Origin of the sequence: Cupriavidus pampae (assembly GCF_914271485.1) — a bacterium.
In the GTDB taxonomy this organism is placed as follows: domain Bacteria; phylum Pseudomonadota; class Gammaproteobacteria; order Burkholderiales; family Burkholderiaceae; genus Cupriavidus; species Cupriavidus pampae.
Map to the genome: position 1 here is coordinate 28,885 of NZ_CAJZAG010000012.1, position 13,559 is coordinate 42,443.

Sequence of the window (13,559 nt, forward strand, 5' to 3'; positions counted from 1 at the left end):
GGATGTCTCGGCGTGAAGGTTATCGGGCGGCTCAGGATGGCCGGCAGTTATCGCAATGCCCGTCGGGCGCGTCGCCTTCGCCGAGCAGTTCGTGGCTGTCCACGTACCAGTCGCAGCCGGGGCAGGCCTCGACGTTCGCGTCAAGCAGCAGCGTTTCGAGCGTCTGAACGTCCAGTCCGAACTGGGCACAGGCGCGGTCGAAGCCGTTCACGTAGCCGGTAACGAGGTCGGCGATGGCGGACAGGTGTGGATGGGGCATGGCAGCGCGCATGGGCAGCGGTGGCGATGATCTCATCATATATACTCCACGAGTATATTTCAAGATGGTAGCGGCAATGTGCGACGACCCGGCGCCGTGTCCCGCCACGGGGTCGGCCCCGCCCCTCCCCACACTCTACACCGGGCCTGCCGGCTGCGTAGACAGGGCTGACAGGGCTAACAGGGCTGACGGGGGGGCCGCCCCCAAGCGTCGTCCGGCCGAGACGGTCTCGGCATGGCGGTATTTTGAGGGACCTCTATCCCACGGTCCCGGTCGCCACGCGTGCCCCGTCAGGCCGGACTCACGAACGGCTCCAGCCACTGCGCCAGCCCCTCGCGCGCCAGCGCCGGGTCGGCCATCAGCGGCGCGTACGCCGGGCCCAGCCCTTCCAGATCGCCATACAGGTCCACCACCTGCGCACCGTACGTTGCCCAGTGATGAGTGAATCCGTAGAAGCGGCAGAGCGCCGCCGCGATGCCCAGATTCGAGACGAGGATGCGTCCAAAGGCGGCCTCGGCCACGCACCAGCAGTAGAGCGCGGCGCGCCGCGCGTCAACCTCGTCTCCCGCACTACCCTCGTTCTTCCGGCGCGTCACGTAGACGTCCTGATTGCCGATGTCGTAGTGATGCGTGATCCGGTAGACCACCGGCAGATCGACATCGAGCTCCTTGGCAGGGTCGAAATCGTCGTAGTGCAGCGCCTCGTCTTGCGTATTGTCTGAGGCATCCTGCGCATCCAGCGCGGTCACGCCGCCGGCCGCCGGCGCCAGCGTGTCGAGCCGCTGCGGCCGGCCTATCGCCGCCTTCATTCGGTTCCAGTCAGGAAAGTTCTCGGCGGCGGCCACGGCCTGCAGGCCGTGATTAAGCGGAATAGCGTGGCCCAGTGCGGTCAGGCGCGCGGCAATCCGTTCGCCCCGGCGCTTGGCCTCGTCATGGGAAAGCGTGCAGTTCATTCGTGATCCTAGGGGACCAGCGGATCCGCCGCGTGGCGGCTTTTGGCGCTCGCTCTTGCCAATCGCTGGTCAGGGACTCGGAACGATGGAAGGGGTTCGTACCCTGCCTTAACACCACCGCGAACGAATCGCGGCGCGAGCGGACGGCGGCAGGTGGCCTTGGCCAAGATCATCGCAGTTTCCACCCACAGTGACAAGGCAACGCGACGCCCATGCGAGTACGCTTCATGATCGTTGCGAAAATGCCTTCCATAGCGCGATCGCAGCCCCTTGCGTGTCAGTCAGCGCCAGTGGGCCTGCACCCACGCGCCCACCCATGGCGCAGCACGATAGAGCCCCCACAGCACGGCGGCGACGCAGAGCACCTTGACGCTCGCTGGCCAGCCCGCACCGGGCAAGTCCGGGGGGCCGTCTTGCCACGTGTTGTCGCGCGCATCGAGCGGTTCCCGTGGGGTGCGGCGCGCCGGGTCACGCAAGGCACGCGGCGTGTAGATGGCGGCCTTGAGCGCGCGCTCGCCGTCGGCGTCGCTGCGGCGCCAGCGCGCTCGCGTCTTGACGACGCGCAGTTGGCCGGGTCTGGGGTCGTTGGCGCGCGGCATCGGTATTATCTCAGAGGTGGCGGCGGTACCGGAGGACGCCCGAGCGGCGGTAGTACGGGACGCTGGCCGTGCACGGTGCGCGCGAGCTCCTCGACTTTTTCCCGGTAGACCAGATCCTGCGAGAAATCGATGTAAAGCCGTGTCGACAATGCGGGGATCTGGATGGGTTGCAAGCCGGGTTGACGAATGATCGGCACGAACTTGTCCGTGCCGAGCTGTTGCATCAGTTGCCCCATTACGAGCGTATGCTCGAAACCCACACCACCCCTACCGTCCAGCACCTTGCGCACATAGGTTTCGGTGCACACCATCACGACGCGATCGCTGGTGGTTACCCCGCGCCGCATGAAAGCCTCCAGATCCTCGCCCGGATTCACGTGCCACTGATCGAGCAGCACCTCGACCGCGTATTCGCGCAGATGAATCGCCAGCTGGGCGACCCACGCCTTGTGCGCCGGCGTGTCGTGCGAATACGAAAGGAAGACCGTCGGTGGGCGTGCGGCCACAAGCGGCGCCATGGCGCCGGCGGGGATGAGCCCCCCCTGCTCCAGCACGCGCGGGAGCGCCACGTTCTTGACGGCCCAGTGTGTGCGGTTCATTTCGTACCTTGCATCGATATCGAGCGCATAGAGCAGCTGCTCAAGTCGGTCCATGGGGATTGGGGGGATACGCGGATCCAGTTCGAACGAGATCCCATAACCGTCGTTGCGGTGGGTAATGCCGGTGATGCGCCCCACGCGCGCCGCCTTGCCGCAGTGCCGCTCATAGGCGAACAACGTAGGCAGTGACTGCAGCTGGCTAAACGACGCGTCAGACAGGGGGGTGAAGCGCGATTTCACGATGTCATTCGTGTATTCGAACAGACGATCCTTCCCCATGCTCCATGACAGGCCATCCCACGCCTCATGGTTCGCGCTGACCAGCAGGTTGTAATGCGTTGTCTCCAGACCCACGTCCCCTCCCGAAATCGATCGCCCGCCGGCTGGCGGATTGCGCTGCAATTATGACCTGCGCCACGCCAGCCGCCATCGCCGCGCCCCGTTGAGTATCGACTACTCGGGTCCGGACAATTCCAAGCCCGACAACAGGCCGACTGCGGCCAAGGATTCCATCCATTGGCGGACCTCCGACGACTCGGGAAAGTCCACCAGAGAGCAGAGCGTGAAAAGTCGGCCAACTACCAAGCGCTTCGCGGACTCCATATCGTCCACGGAGGGCGGATCTTCCGCGACCAGCAAGGCGAGCCATGCGTCGAGCGCATCGCGCGCTTCCGCCACCATTTGCGCGTGGAGCGATGGCGTATCGTAGTAGCGCGCGAGCTCCGTCACTTGTCGTCGAATACTCCACACCACGTGGGGGATCAAGGCTGCTCCTCTGTGGGCGCTATTCCATCTCGCAGGCGGGATCGATCTTCAGATTCTTGGGTTCGGGGCCCACGGACGTCTCGGCGGCCGTCATCGCGTCCCGCCCTGCAGCAGGGCCTCGTCGAGATCCGTATCCGTTTCCTGCAGCCGGCCGGCGAAAGGCACCGACCCATCCCCCTCATTCCAGTAGCCCTCCACCTGCATCTCTCCGTCCACTGGACGCAGGCGCATCTCCAGCGTGAAGGGCGCGCTGGCAACGCCCGCCTCGCTCGCGGTGAGCCCTTGGCCCGCGTACGTTTGACCGACGGTGCGGTGCAGACGGTGCTCAAAGCGCCAGTGCCCGTCGTCGGTCACCGACTCGCCCGCGACGATGAGAGCGTTGTCAAGCAGGCGCAACCGGATGACCTCCAGCGAGCAGCCTTCCCAGTTGGTATACGGCAGGCTGCCGGACCACACCGGCTCCATCGGCCCGACCCAGTGCACGCCGGCCGGCGCATGGTGGCGCTCAGGCACCACCAGCACACTGCGGCCCCGGGCAATCGCGTCGCGCACAAACTGCAGCTCTACCTCTCCCGGATCTGGGGACCGCAGGACGAAGCAGACAGGATCAAGTCGCCAGATTCGCGCCAGCACGCGACGGAATCCGTCGACGTCGTACGTCGCGCGGTCGACGCCCAGAATGGCCGATGCCGTGCCGGGCTGTGAAGCGGTTGTCATGTCCATGTTGATACGTTGCTGTAAGGTTGATCGTTGCACATCCACTCGACGCAGGGTAGGCAGGCCACCGAGCCCGCTGTACAGATCAGAATCGCCAGCGATCGGTGCCCCGGACGATTTGCTCAAAGTCGCCGTCATCCGACAGGATATCCGGAACCGTCTTGCGGTAGTACACGGCCCGCCAGTTCACGACAATCTCACGCTCGGGCTGGTGCCATGACACCTGCCCGCCGTTTCCTTTCAGCCCGAGATCGTCGATGCGATCTTGCACTAGCCCGATTGCGTCAATCGGCATACGAAAACGACGTGCTTGGGCGATTCGTACGAATTCCATTTCCTCGCGTTCGGCCGCGAATTTGCGCAGCATGCGTTCGCGCTGCGCGTTCACCGAGATTGTTCGGAGGGGCAATTCTTCGTCTGGCTCTAGGCGCTCCGATTCAAACGCGTCGTCAGGCGTCCACGTATCGTGGGCAATGAGCTTGGCGTGCCTGCGCCGTTCGCAAACCAGCCAGACGCCATTGCTGATTGGGGCGTGGCCATCATTCGGGTAGAAGACCGCTAGATGATAAGCCTGTGATCCACAGCAGAAGCACCGCTTGCGTTGACCGGCCTTCGGTCCGCTCGCAAACTCTTTGATGTCCTCGAACTCGTGTTTATATTGGCTTACGAGCTCAAAGTCGTTCCGAACTACGATGATGTTTTCGAAATGCCGATGGGCGTTCTTGCTCCAGTTGTAGCTGCCTGTGACGAGTACCGCGTCGTCGATGATGCAGAATTTGTGATGCATCAGCGCACCGCCACGTGGCGTCACCTGAAAGTGGTCGATCTCTGGTCGCGTGAACTCGTCTACGATGCCGATGTTCCGGCGATCATTGTAGTAAGCGATTTCAATTTTTACGCCGCGATCGGCTAGCGCATTCAGCGTGGCGCTGTACCGCTCAGCGGTCATCCACGCGATGCAGATCTGCACAGAGTATTGCGCCTGCATCATGGCGGCGATCAGTTGTTGCTCGATGCCTTCGAAATGCGCTGTAATCATTGGGTCAGACGGTTCGGATGAACGTAGGATAGCTGTCGAGACATCGCCTCATGGCGAAGGCGACTCCGTGATCGCGCTGGCGATCGTGCCGCCCGGCACATTGGCCGGTATCGCCACCGGCGCCACCGGCGCCGTCGGCAGGCGCAGCGAGAACGCACAGAACTGGGCCGCCGGCACATCGGCCTCCATGGCCTCGCGCAGCGCCGCGATCCCGGCGGCCTTGTCGGTGCCGGCGGCCTGCACGCGGGCGCTCATGCGGCGCGCCTGTGCCATCCAGCCCTCCGCTTGCAGTGCATCGGCAAACTGGTGAGTGATGCCGGCTTCCGGCAACGCGACGGGCAGCGTCATCCAGCCCCGCAAGAGGGTGAGGCGCCGGTGCTGGCGATCGCCCGGGGTGTCGCCCTGCGGACGCTTGGCAAACAGCAGCGCGAAATCGCTGGCCCAGTAGGCGGCCGCCTCGGGGTAGGCGGCGATCTCCTCGCGCACGATGTGCGCGTGATCGAGATCGTTGTTCAGCAGCATCAGCCCCGCGCGGATCCCATTGTCCGTGATGGGCGTGCCGTGCAGCCACTGCGCGTGGTCCACGTCATACCAGCGCACGTGCAGGAGTTCGTGATACACCTGATGTGCCTTGGTGTACGCGGGGCAATAGATGTGCCACGCCTTGCGCCCGGCCATCGCGTCGCTTCCGCACACGCGCGCGCCCTCGCCTGTGATGGGGCTTACCGCGCCAATGTGGATCTCCACCTGTACGCCGGCGCGCTGCAGCTGCTGCTGTAGCGTGGTCACCGGGGTCAAGTCGCCGACTACGGTCGAAAGGTCATACGCGAGCATGAGTACGCGTCTCCAGCGCAGGTTGCCCAAGGGCAAGGTTCAGTGTGGAATCCATGGGGTCGTGCATCAGCGGTCGATCGTGGTCTCGGAATGGCGGCCTTTTCCGGGCGGGCAGCCCGCTTAGTTTTCAACGCCGCCGTCTGCGTCCCTATTCGTATCAACTACCGCTTTGAACACCCGCTGAATTTCCTTGTTGCGCCGCGCGAGGATCGGCGCGCGCGGCACCTCACGCGCCATGCCGGTTACCACCTCCTCCCTTGGCTGGCCATGGCGGCAGCGCGGACACCAGTGCGGCCGCTTGATGGTGTTCGGCGTCGCCCACCACTGGTGGCCGTCCGCACACTCGAAAAGCAGGTGGTTCTTGTCTCCCCTATAGATCCGGGACAGGCACCGCCCCATGCGCGCCCGGGCAATTGCCTGTATCTCGGCCAGCCTTTGCGCCGCCTGCGCCGGGGTCATTGGCTTGGGCCGGTCCGCACAGACCGGACACCACGAGCCCCGGTGGCGCAGGTTGGCAGGCTGGGCCTCCCACTCGTGACCGGCGCCGCAGCGAAACAGGTGCAAGCGATGAATGCCAAGATAGGTGCGCGACAAGCATGCGCCACCCCGCGCGGTAGCCATGGCCTGCACGTCGGCCAGTGTCAGTGCCGAACTGTGGGCGGATCCACAGACGGGGCACCAGCGCCCCCGGTGCAGTACGTTTGTGGCCCGTGTCGACCATTCGTGTCCGGCGTCGCAGGCAAATCGCACGACCGATTTTGTATCGACGAAGTCGGTCGCGTCAGACAGACAGCGTCCGCCCTTGGCGCTTGCCAGTGCAACCAGATCGGCATGCGTGCGACTGGTCTTCACCGGTCCGCCGTGAACGGCAACGTCAGGAGGTCACCGAAATCCGCGATGTGGATCTCGATCTCGCGCAGCACGCACTCGCTGGTCCGTGCGTTAATCCAGTTGATCGTCTTCTCGAAACGCACCGATGGCAGGCGGGCGCGGATAAAACCGAAGAGCGCAACGCGGGACGCGTCGCAATCGAGCACGGCCACGTCCCCATCGTCGTCGGTGAGCACAAGACCGCGCGTGCGCAGGCTCTCGTGCCACTGGCGCTTGAGCTGCGTGGTCGTGTCGCGGGAGCGCTCGCCAAACAGGTTGCAGCACAAGGTCACGCGGCAGCCATAGGGGCTGAATGCCGCGCGGTCGGTAATGTGGCCAAGGCCTTCGTGGCGCCACCAGTTCTCCAGCCGCTTGTCGAGTGCCTGCAGGCCGAGCTGGACGGCCTCCGGCGCCTGCGCCTGTCCGATCTGGGCTTCCAGTTCGCGAACGCGCAGGTTGGCCGTGCGCAGGCTCCGACTGCGTTCCTCGCGCTCCTCGGCAAGTTCGCTGGGGATGCCCAGCACGGTGGCCAGCCCGGCCAAGGTATGTTCGGAGACGCGCAGACCCGTGATTGCGCGTTGCTCGGTCAGCGCCTTGCCCGGCTGCAAGGCATCGCCAAGCGTGTGCAGCGCGAGCTGCAGGTGTAGGATCTGTTCGAGCGCCTTGGCCCGGGCGTGTTCCGTCAGAGTGAGGGGGGTGTCGCTACCCACCAGCGCGGGGAACTGCAAGACCGTTTTGGACATGGGCGGCAGCCTCTCAGTGCCGGTGTTTCTCGGCTGCGGTAGCCTGCGCCCACTCTTCCAGCACGCGTCCGGTCCGCCCGTCTACAGTGCGGCCAAAGTCCGCGCTCAGGTAGGCGAAGTTGACGCGCAGCCGCAGCAGCCACAGCCACGGCGCCGAGCACGCCGGCGCCGCCGCGTCGCGGGAGTCATAGAACTGGAATCGGAAAGCCATCAGCACCCCTCGGGTTGATAAGAGAAACTTTAACGTTATTTTTCTATCAAACATGAGAAAATATCACTGTTTCTATGCACGAGGACCGATCAGGCCGATACCGGAGCAGCTGCTTGGGCCGGAAATTCGATGCCCAGATCTTCCAGCACCACAAAATGCCACTCGTACGGCGCGATCACGGCGAAACCGACCTCCTCAAGCGCGAGCGCGACGTTGAACAGATCCTCATAGTGCTTGTTCACATACGCATCGGCAATGGCACGCCGGGGCACGATCAATGTGGTGTGGGCGGGATCGAGGGCAAGACTTGTCGTCGGCACCCGCCATTCTCGCTCCCACGTCCAATCCCCATTGCGGCGGTCCGGCTGGTACCGCACGTAACGGTACTGCATGCTCGCTGGCAACGCGTCGTATTCATTTGGCGCACTATGAATCACCGGACGCCCGCCTTGGGCGTAAAGCCAGTCGCGGGTGACCATGACGCCAAATGGCTGGTACCGCATGGCAGTCGGATCGCTGGCCATCATCTGCGCCAGCGCCGTCAGCGGCGCTTCCGTGAAGCAGGCAACCGAGTGACCGCCCTTGATATCTTTCGTGGACCCTCGCAGCCGGCGTTCGTTCACGATGCTTTGCAGCACCTGCTCGGCCGACAGCTCCGCGCTGTCGCGTGTGAGATGGATCAACCGGTTGGAAAGATCGCCACGGATCATGGTGCTGGATTCCTTCAATAGGGTTCGTCTGCGGTCATCGCCGCGCGTATTGCCGAAGGTGGCCCGTCACGCTCACTTGAGATAGTCCGGACAGCCGTTCTCGGCGGCGCTTGGCATATGCGGGTCAACAAGATCGGCCATCACACTGGCCCCCGGGCCGTTATCGCTGCGCGTCAGATGATAGCCTCGACACTGGTTACAGCGGTAGACCCACAGGGGTGTGCCGGTCGCCTGCTGCCGCGTGGCGCCCCATGCCTTGGCGCTGAGCTCGTCGGCGAATCGCTGCTTTGACGAACACTGCTTGGCGCGCCGCAAGCGCGTCATGCCCTGCTCGCGCGTGGGCGCTGTCATAGCGGCGTCACGTCGCCCGGCTTCAGGATCAGGTTCATAAAGGTGTGCACGCTCAGCGCCACGCGCTTGCGCTTGGCCCGTCGCAGGATCTCGAACTGGTCGGCCGCATGCTCGACGATCAGCCCACAACCCTCGGGCACCTCGGCCGGCTGAATGAGGCCGGCCGGTGCGACGTAGTAGAGGGCATCGCTCACGGCGGCGTATCCGGCCCGCTTTTCGGGCTTGGCCACGTCCGCCAGAAAATCCGCGCGGCTCACCTTCACCTCGTCGACGCAGGGATAGATCCGCTTCTCGTCGTAGGTCGAGACCAGCGAGAACACATCGGGTCGCACCACGGCGCGCCCGCCGGCGGGCAAATTCACCACGAGCTCGATGTTTTCCCACGTAACACGGCCCGACCGGCGGCGCCAGTTCGCCAGCCGGCTGGCCAGATCGTGATGCGGCGAGCGTCGCTGGATCTCCCGCGAGAGCTCGACGGCCAGCGCCTGTTCCCCGGCCGGGGTGATCTTGAAGTTGGTACTCCCCAAGAGGGATTCGATGCGCGCGATGTAGCCATGCCCTACCAAGGCAAGGTCAATGCTGTCGCCATGCGCGGCCGAGCCGTAGCTGCGGCATTGGAAGAAGTGCCGCAGCCGCTTGAAATGCCGGCGCGACAGGACCAGATCGCTCGTCGCGGGGACAGGCGCCTCCTGCGGCGCCGGTGCCGGCGTCAGCACAAGGGCCACAGGAGGAGAAAGCGCGTCCATGTCGGGTCCGGATGGGGCACGGTCGTCCCGGTCGCATTAGCGACCGAGATAGCGCGCCTGAAACAGGTGCCACATGGCCACGTGGTGGAAGGTCGTGCCCCGGGCGCTGTAGCTGTTGAAAAAGCCACCGCCCGCCAGCAGCGCGCGCGCCGCGATGCGGTGGTGGCGCCGACGCTTGCGCTTGTCGGCCGGATAGCCCATTTGCTGGGCCTGTTCGACGGGCAGGATTTTCATAGATTGGCGCTTAGGGCCTGTAGATCTTGAGCTTGGAGTCGCTCAAGATCGCGTCAGCCTCTTCCTTGGTCAGACGATAGTGGCCGTAGAGCGCCGTCAGATCGGCGCCTGCCACCACCAGCGCATAGCGCGGCGCGGTGGCCGTACCAGCTCGGTAGGTCCACCGGACGAGCCGAACCGCCGCCCAGAAGCTCGCGGCGAACCACGTGATGATCCCCACCATATAGGCAGCCATCATGGACCACATCACGCCTCGCGGCTGCACCGCCATGACGCCGGCCAGATCGTAGAGATAGCGATCCAACAGGGCACCGAGCGGCATAATGAACAGTACGGCCACAGCAAAGATGACCATGATATCGGCGAAATCGCGCGCCTCCGCGCGCAAAAAATGGGTGAGCTTTTTCATGGTGTGGGCTCCGGTTCAGGCGACAGCCGGCGCACGCAGCGCTAGCCACGTCACCGCCTGCTTAACGTCGCCACGCTGGCTGACCAGTTCGGCCACCCGCCCCTCGGCCTGCGTGGCAGCGAGCGCCTCCGCCTCCCGCTTCCCCGGGTTCGCGGTGGCGATAATCAGGCAATCCAGATCGGCACGCCACGCCGTCTGCAGTAGCTGCGCAAACTCCTCATCCGACAGGACATTACTGTCGATGCCAACGAAATTCTGAATTGCGGTTGACGCCATACTTTTTTCTCCGTGTGGAAAGTGCGAGCCATGCCGGCCCCCTGCTGCTTCGAAGAGAATTTTAACGTTATTTTCCTATTCGCATATGGGAAAAATGAACCAACCCACCGGAATTTGCTAGCCATAGGCGCCAGCTCGCGGCTCGGCAGGGCGTCTGAGCGTTGCGCCTGCTCCAGCCCCATCTCCCGGGGGAGCCAGCCCCCGGCGTGCGCTGACCGCCTTGTTTCGTGCACGCAATGATTGGGGTGCTGTCATGTCATACTCCTCAAGTCGTTTGCCAAGTGGCCTTGGTGGCCTCGTTGGTGGTGTAGTCGTCGAGCAGCGCATTTACCTGCTTAACAATCGGCGCTCTAACGCGTGGCGCCACAGCTGGCCGTCACGGCCGTCGACATGGTGGCGTTGGCCGCGAACGCGGCGGCCTTGCCGACCGAGAGGCGCAGTTGTTGGGGCCGCCGGCTGCGGGCCACTCAGGCGTGCACGCGTGCCTGCGCGCCGAATATCTGTTCGGCCCATGTGTGCGCCAGTTGCTCGGCGCGCGAGCGGTCGTCCATCGGGGGCACCACCGGCAGCGCCGCGCTCCCGGCCCTCTGGGCCACCACCTGCCAGCGATGAATGGAAGGCACCGCCTGCAGTTGGACTTCGGTCACACGGGCGACCGGCACGAACTGCGTGCCCCATGTCGTGACATGCTGCAGACTCGCACCCTGCAGCACCGACACCGGAGTTTCTGCCGTCGGGCGGGAATGGGCCGGCGACACGGTGTGGCCCGCGCCGAAGCAACGGGTTGCCCAGCCAGCCGCGCGGCGCAGCGCGTCGTCTGCCGCGCTGGCGGCGAACGTGGCCAAGCGCACGCGCTGGGTGAGATCGATCTCCGCCATCACGACCCATTGCCGCCCTTCGGATTGTGCCAACTGGGACACCGTCAACTCGGTCAGGCGGGAAAGCGGCACGTATCGCGCGGTGCCGTCCGGCGGCGTCACGGCCAGATGGTGATCGTGAAAGACAATCGTGTTCTCTTGCAACATCCACTCCTATCAAGAAAGCGCCGGACCGCTACGGTCCAGCCACATGTCGGCCAACAACGCCCACGGGGCCGCCACCCAGACAACGCCTATCACCTGCTGCGCCCACGGCGACAGGATGACATCCACCACAGCGAGCGGTTGCACGCGACGCGTGCGATCAGGTTCAGGAGAGGTCATTGATGCAAGGTGACGGGAAAGCACATAACGTCATATTATATACTCTAGGAGTATATTGCAAGTGATGCTCGCGGGTCGCCGTGCGTGTTGCGCTGACGCTGGGGGCGCCGCCGGCGAGCGACGACGCACCGTCGTGCTATCGGCAAGCCGGGGCCCCGCCTCAACCCCGCTAATTGGGGGATCGGCGGCCATGCCGGTAACTGGCACCCGCAAGCGACCCGCCCGTTCTGGTGGCAGCTCAACGCCCGTCCTACTCTCTGTCACCCGCACAGATGTAGTGGTTACAACACTTATGAAGGATCGCGGCGCCTGTGACATAGATGGTGCTTGCCAATTCCATGTTTTCCCCTAGTCTCTTCCCTTGAGGGCGCTCTCTGGACTGCCGTGGGAATTGGGCGACGGCGCGGAACATTTTTTCTTAGGAGTCGCCGGTGACACTTTCGATCTCCGTTACCCCCATTCCCTACCCGCATGATGGTCCTCAAACGATCGGGGACCCCCAACTGTTTCCGTTGTCCATCAACTCCCACGGCACCGTCGCCGGTGTGCTCAACAGTGTCACCAAGACTGGCGATCGGTATCACTATGGATACTGGGCCTATAAAAACGGGCAAACGCGATTCATAGATCCACCGGTCGTGCTTCCTAACGGGGGACATACATGGCCAATTCGGATATTGAATAATCAGGACGTCATGGTTGGCGCGAAAGCCGTCCAATGGGGCGGCGCGAAGATTTTTACCTTTGATCTGAAAAACGACGCAATCAGCGAAGCAGCGACACCGACCGGCACGCATCAATTCGGCGGCTACTCCATTTACGATGACGGCTCCATTGAAGCGAACGTCGACGTTTCCACAACCTATGCCCTCCGAGCATATATGGTCGTCGGCACGCAATTTACGCCCGAAACGATAGAGGGATTCCAGTTTCTTTTGCTCAATCGCACCTCACAAAGCGGGCGGTCTGTCAGCTACAGCGCATACCCAAATGGAGCGCCCCCTCACTCTGATTCCATAACGTTACTAAGGCGAGATCGAACATTTGTCGAGGACCTTGGAACGTTAATCGTCGTCGATGTGAATGATGATTTCGACATCGCGTTCATTGATCGGAATCGACCCCAATACAATGGAATTATCCCTGCGTCATCATTCCGGATAGACGGTATGCGATTTGACATTCCGCAGCCGATATTTCCGAACAAAGTGGCTAATGGCAGGGAGTCGCGTGTCAGCCCGACAAAGTTCGTGGTTGGCAGTTATGTGGACGTGAATATATCGCCTCCTGCTCCGACGGAAGAGGGGTTTTTCCTATGGCATCAGGGACACTTCATTGACTTGATGCAGCTTCCCGACTTCCAAACGCTCCGCCCTACCTATAGCAGCGTCACGCCAGTTAATGAGCTTTCGCAATTCGCATTCGCGTGCAGGGATTATACGAAGAGCACCGATGCCACGATGCATGCCTATATTTGTCGTGTTTGGCTGTAAACAACTCGGGGAACGTTAGAAGACGCTATGGAGGCGTTATGGATACGCAAGCGGAATTTGAAAAAGAGATCAAGGATGCCGTAAAGAGGCTGACTGGCGCTCACATCAACCCGAGTGGCGGCGCGTGTTACGTGCAGCGAGGCACCTTCCGCACCTGTTTCGACAACGTCACGGCCGCAGACTGTGAAACCATCGCCCACGGTGCGAACGCGATCGTGACCGCGTACGTGCCCGGTGCGGCCTGTCAGTTGTAAGGGCGAAAGATCCGGGCAACGGCAATTCGCCGTGCCTACTGGATCAGTGGGGCGGACGCCTCCTCCAATTGGATCTGGCCCGTCTCCACCATGGTCGTAACCGCGTGCACAAGCGCGGCGCTTGCGCTTGTCGAGAGCCGCAACCGGGCCGGAATCGCCCGTCGCTCCATCTCGATTTCCACAAGGTATTCGATGATGAGTTCGCCGCGTTGTCCGTCGACGGACACGGCCTGCAAGCCGTCGATAGGCAACTCGAATGCGCTTAGGTCGAGCGGGCTGTCGGACATAATTCCTC

General features: G+C 63.2%; 21 protein-coding genes. 2 read left to right on the forward strand and 19 right to left on the reverse strand.

Annotated elements, in window-relative coordinates; all coding sequences use genetic code 11:
- Window positions 1-31: 31 nt before the first annotated feature.
- The 18 genes from LDO41_RS27140 to LDO41_RS27225 form a co-directional block, all read right to left on the reverse strand.
- Window positions 32-259: a hypothetical protein gene (locus LDO41_RS27140; protein ID WP_223993999.1), complete on the reverse strand. Its 228-nt coding sequence runs from the start codon at window positions 257-259 to the stop codon at window positions 32-34.
- A 290-nt stretch (window positions 260-549) separates the two neighbouring features.
- Window positions 550-1,212 carry a hypothetical protein gene (locus tag LDO41_RS27145; RefSeq protein ID WP_223994001.1) on the reverse strand — a complete coding sequence of 221 codons (663 nt, stop codon included), beginning with the start codon at window positions 1,210-1,212 and terminating at the stop codon, window positions 550-552.
- A 281-nt stretch (window positions 1,213-1,493) separates the two neighbouring features.
- Window positions 1,494-1,811: a hypothetical protein gene (locus LDO41_RS27150; RefSeq protein ID WP_223994003.1), complete on the reverse strand. Its 318-nt coding sequence runs from the start codon at window positions 1,809-1,811 to the stop codon at window positions 1,494-1,496.
- A gap of 5 nt (window positions 1,812-1,816) precedes the next feature.
- Window positions 1,817-2,812 (reverse strand): toll/interleukin-1 receptor domain-containing protein, encoded by a 996-nt coding sequence (locus LDO41_RS27155; RefSeq protein WP_223994004.1) that lies wholly within the window; start codon window positions 2,810-2,812, stop codon window positions 1,817-1,819.
- A 51-nt stretch (window positions 2,813-2,863) separates the two neighbouring features.
- The gene (locus tag LDO41_RS27160; RefSeq protein WP_223994005.1) at window positions 2,864-3,175 is read right to left on the reverse strand and encodes a hypothetical protein; all 312 of its coding nucleotides are present in this window, start codon (window positions 3,173-3,175) and stop codon (window positions 2,864-2,866) included.
- 90 nt (window positions 3,176-3,265) lie between these two features.
- Entirely contained in the window at window positions 3,266-3,898 is a 633-nt protein-coding gene (locus tag LDO41_RS27165) for a hypothetical protein (protein WP_223994006.1), read from the reverse strand.
- Between the two features lie 79 nt (window positions 3,899-3,977).
- Window positions 3,978-4,931 (reverse strand): phospholipase D-like domain-containing protein, encoded by a 954-nt coding sequence (locus LDO41_RS27170; protein WP_223994007.1) that lies wholly within the window; start codon window positions 4,929-4,931, stop codon window positions 3,978-3,980.
- A 48-nt stretch (window positions 4,932-4,979) separates the two neighbouring features.
- Window positions 4,980-5,765 carry a hypothetical protein gene (locus LDO41_RS27175; protein WP_223994008.1) on the reverse strand — a complete coding sequence of 262 codons (786 nt, stop codon included), beginning with the start codon at window positions 5,763-5,765 and terminating at the stop codon, window positions 4,980-4,982.
- A gap of 120 nt (window positions 5,766-5,885) precedes the next feature.
- The gene (locus tag LDO41_RS27180) at window positions 5,886-6,617 is read right to left on the reverse strand and encodes a hypothetical protein (RefSeq protein WP_223994009.1); all 732 of its coding nucleotides are present in this window, start codon (window positions 6,615-6,617) and stop codon (window positions 5,886-5,888) included.
- Window positions 6,614-7,378, reverse strand: a complete 765-nt coding sequence (locus tag LDO41_RS27185; protein ID WP_223994010.1) for a hypothetical protein — start codon at window positions 7,376-7,378, stop codon at window positions 6,614-6,616. Before LDO41_RS27185 ends, LDO41_RS27180 begins: the two co-directional genes overlap by 4 nt.
- 13 nt (window positions 7,379-7,391) lie before the next feature.
- Entirely contained in the window at window positions 7,392-7,589 is a 198-nt protein-coding gene (locus LDO41_RS27190; RefSeq protein WP_223994011.1) for a hypothetical protein, read from the reverse strand.
- Window positions 7,590-7,678: 89 nt separating this feature from the next.
- Complete coding sequence (locus LDO41_RS27195) at window positions 7,679-8,299, reverse strand: hypothetical protein (protein WP_223994012.1); 621 nt, start codon at window positions 8,297-8,299, stop codon at window positions 7,679-7,681.
- A gap of 72 nt (window positions 8,300-8,371) precedes the next feature.
- A complete protein-coding gene (locus tag LDO41_RS27200; RefSeq protein ID WP_223994014.1) occupies window positions 8,372-8,650 on the reverse strand; it encodes a hypothetical protein in 279 nt (92 codons plus the stop codon).
- Window positions 8,647-9,396, reverse strand: coding sequence for a hypothetical protein (locus LDO41_RS27205; RefSeq protein WP_223994016.1), 750 nt, complete (start codon window positions 9,394-9,396; stop codon window positions 8,647-8,649). The genes LDO41_RS27200 and LDO41_RS27205 overlap by 4 nt, the downstream gene beginning before the upstream one ends.
- Window positions 9,397-9,432: 36 nt before the next feature.
- Entirely contained in the window at window positions 9,433-9,630 is a 198-nt protein-coding gene (locus LDO41_RS27210) for a hypothetical protein (protein ID WP_223994017.1), read from the reverse strand.
- A gap of 10 nt (window positions 9,631-9,640) precedes the next feature.
- Entirely contained in the window at window positions 9,641-10,039 is a 399-nt protein-coding gene (locus tag LDO41_RS27215) for a hypothetical protein (RefSeq protein WP_223994018.1), read from the reverse strand.
- A gap of 15 nt (window positions 10,040-10,054) precedes the next feature.
- Window positions 10,055-10,315: a hypothetical protein gene (locus LDO41_RS27220; protein ID WP_223994019.1), complete on the reverse strand. Its 261-nt coding sequence runs from the start codon at window positions 10,313-10,315 to the stop codon at window positions 10,055-10,057.
- 467 nt (window positions 10,316-10,782) lie between these two features.
- Entirely contained in the window at window positions 10,783-11,340 is a 558-nt protein-coding gene (locus LDO41_RS27225) for a hypothetical protein (protein ID WP_223994020.1), read from the reverse strand.
- A gap of 608 nt (window positions 11,341-11,948) precedes the next feature.
- Here LDO41_RS27225 and LDO41_RS27230 point away from each other — a divergent pair.
- Together LDO41_RS27230 and LDO41_RS27235 are read left to right on the forward strand one after the other, a co-directional pair.
- Window positions 11,949-13,010: a hypothetical protein gene (locus LDO41_RS27230; RefSeq protein ID WP_223994021.1), complete on the forward strand. Its 1,062-nt coding sequence runs from the start codon at window positions 11,949-11,951 to the stop codon at window positions 13,008-13,010.
- 38 nt (window positions 13,011-13,048) lie between these two features.
- Complete coding sequence (locus tag LDO41_RS27235) at window positions 13,049-13,264, forward strand: hypothetical protein (protein WP_223994022.1); 216 nt, start codon at window positions 13,049-13,051, stop codon at window positions 13,262-13,264.
- Window positions 13,265-13,299: 35 nt separating this feature from the next.
- Here the strand turns inward: LDO41_RS27235 and LDO41_RS27240 are convergent, their stop codons facing one another.
- The gene (locus LDO41_RS27240) at window positions 13,300-13,551 is read right to left on the reverse strand and encodes a hypothetical protein (protein ID WP_223994023.1); all 252 of its coding nucleotides are present in this window, start codon (window positions 13,549-13,551) and stop codon (window positions 13,300-13,302) included.
- Window positions 13,552-13,559: the final 8 nt, after the last annotated feature.

Excerpts from the sequence above, each read along its gene's own strand:
- LDO41_RS27140 (WP_223993999.1), bottom strand. The coding sequence starts at position 259 with ATGCCCCATCCACACCTGTCCGCCATCGCCGACCTCGTTACCGGCTAC.
- LDO41_RS27145 (WP_223994001.1), bottom strand. The coding sequence starts at position 1,212 with ATGAACTGCACGCTTTCCCATGACGAGGCCAAGCGCCGGGGCGAACGG.
- LDO41_RS27150 (WP_223994003.1), bottom strand. The coding sequence starts at position 1,811 with ATGCCGCGCGCCAACGACCCCAGACCCGGCCAACTGCGCGTCGTCAAG.
- LDO41_RS27165 (WP_223994006.1), bottom strand. The coding sequence starts at position 3,898 with ATGGACATGACAACCGCTTCACAGCCCGGCACGGCATCGGCCATTCTG.
- LDO41_RS27170 (WP_223994007.1), bottom strand. The coding sequence starts at position 4,931 with ATGATTACAGCGCATTTCGAAGGCATCGAGCAACAACTGATCGCCGCC.
- LDO41_RS27175 (WP_223994008.1), bottom strand. The coding sequence starts at position 5,765 with ATGCTCGCGTATGACCTTTCGACCGTAGTCGGCGACTTGACCCCGGTG.
- LDO41_RS27185 (WP_223994010.1), bottom strand. The coding sequence starts at position 7,378 with ATGTCCAAAACGGTCTTGCAGTTCCCCGCGCTGGTGGGTAGCGACACC.
- LDO41_RS27190 (WP_223994011.1), bottom strand. The coding sequence starts at position 7,589 with ATGGCTTTCCGATTCCAGTTCTATGACTCCCGCGACGCGGCGGCGCCG.
- LDO41_RS27195 (WP_223994012.1), bottom strand. The coding sequence starts at position 8,299 with ATGATCCGTGGCGATCTTTCCAACCGGTTGATCCATCTCACACGCGAC.
- LDO41_RS27200 (WP_223994014.1), bottom strand. The coding sequence starts at position 8,650 with ATGACAGCGCCCACGCGCGAGCAGGGCATGACGCGCTTGCGGCGCGCC.
- LDO41_RS27205 (WP_223994016.1), bottom strand. The coding sequence starts at position 9,396 with ATGGACGCGCTTTCTCCTCCTGTGGCCCTTGTGCTGACGCCGGCACCG.
- LDO41_RS27210 (WP_223994017.1), bottom strand. The coding sequence starts at position 9,630 with ATGAAAATCCTGCCCGTCGAACAGGCCCAGCAAATGGGCTATCCGGCC.
- LDO41_RS27215 (WP_223994018.1), bottom strand. The coding sequence starts at position 10,039 with ATGAAAAAGCTCACCCATTTTTTGCGCGCGGAGGCGCGCGATTTCGCC.
- LDO41_RS27220 (WP_223994019.1), bottom strand. The coding sequence starts at position 10,315 with ATGGCGTCAACCGCAATTCAGAATTTCGTTGGCATCGACAGTAATGTC.
- LDO41_RS27225 (WP_223994020.1), bottom strand. The coding sequence starts at position 11,340 with ATGTTGCAAGAGAACACGATTGTCTTTCACGATCACCATCTGGCCGTG.
- LDO41_RS27235 (WP_223994022.1), top strand. The coding sequence starts at position 13,049 with ATGGATACGCAAGCGGAATTTGAAAAAGAGATCAAGGATGCCGTAAAG.
- LDO41_RS27240 (WP_223994023.1), bottom strand. The coding sequence starts at position 13,551 with ATGTCCGACAGCCCGCTCGACCTAAGCGCATTCGAGTTGCCTATCGAC.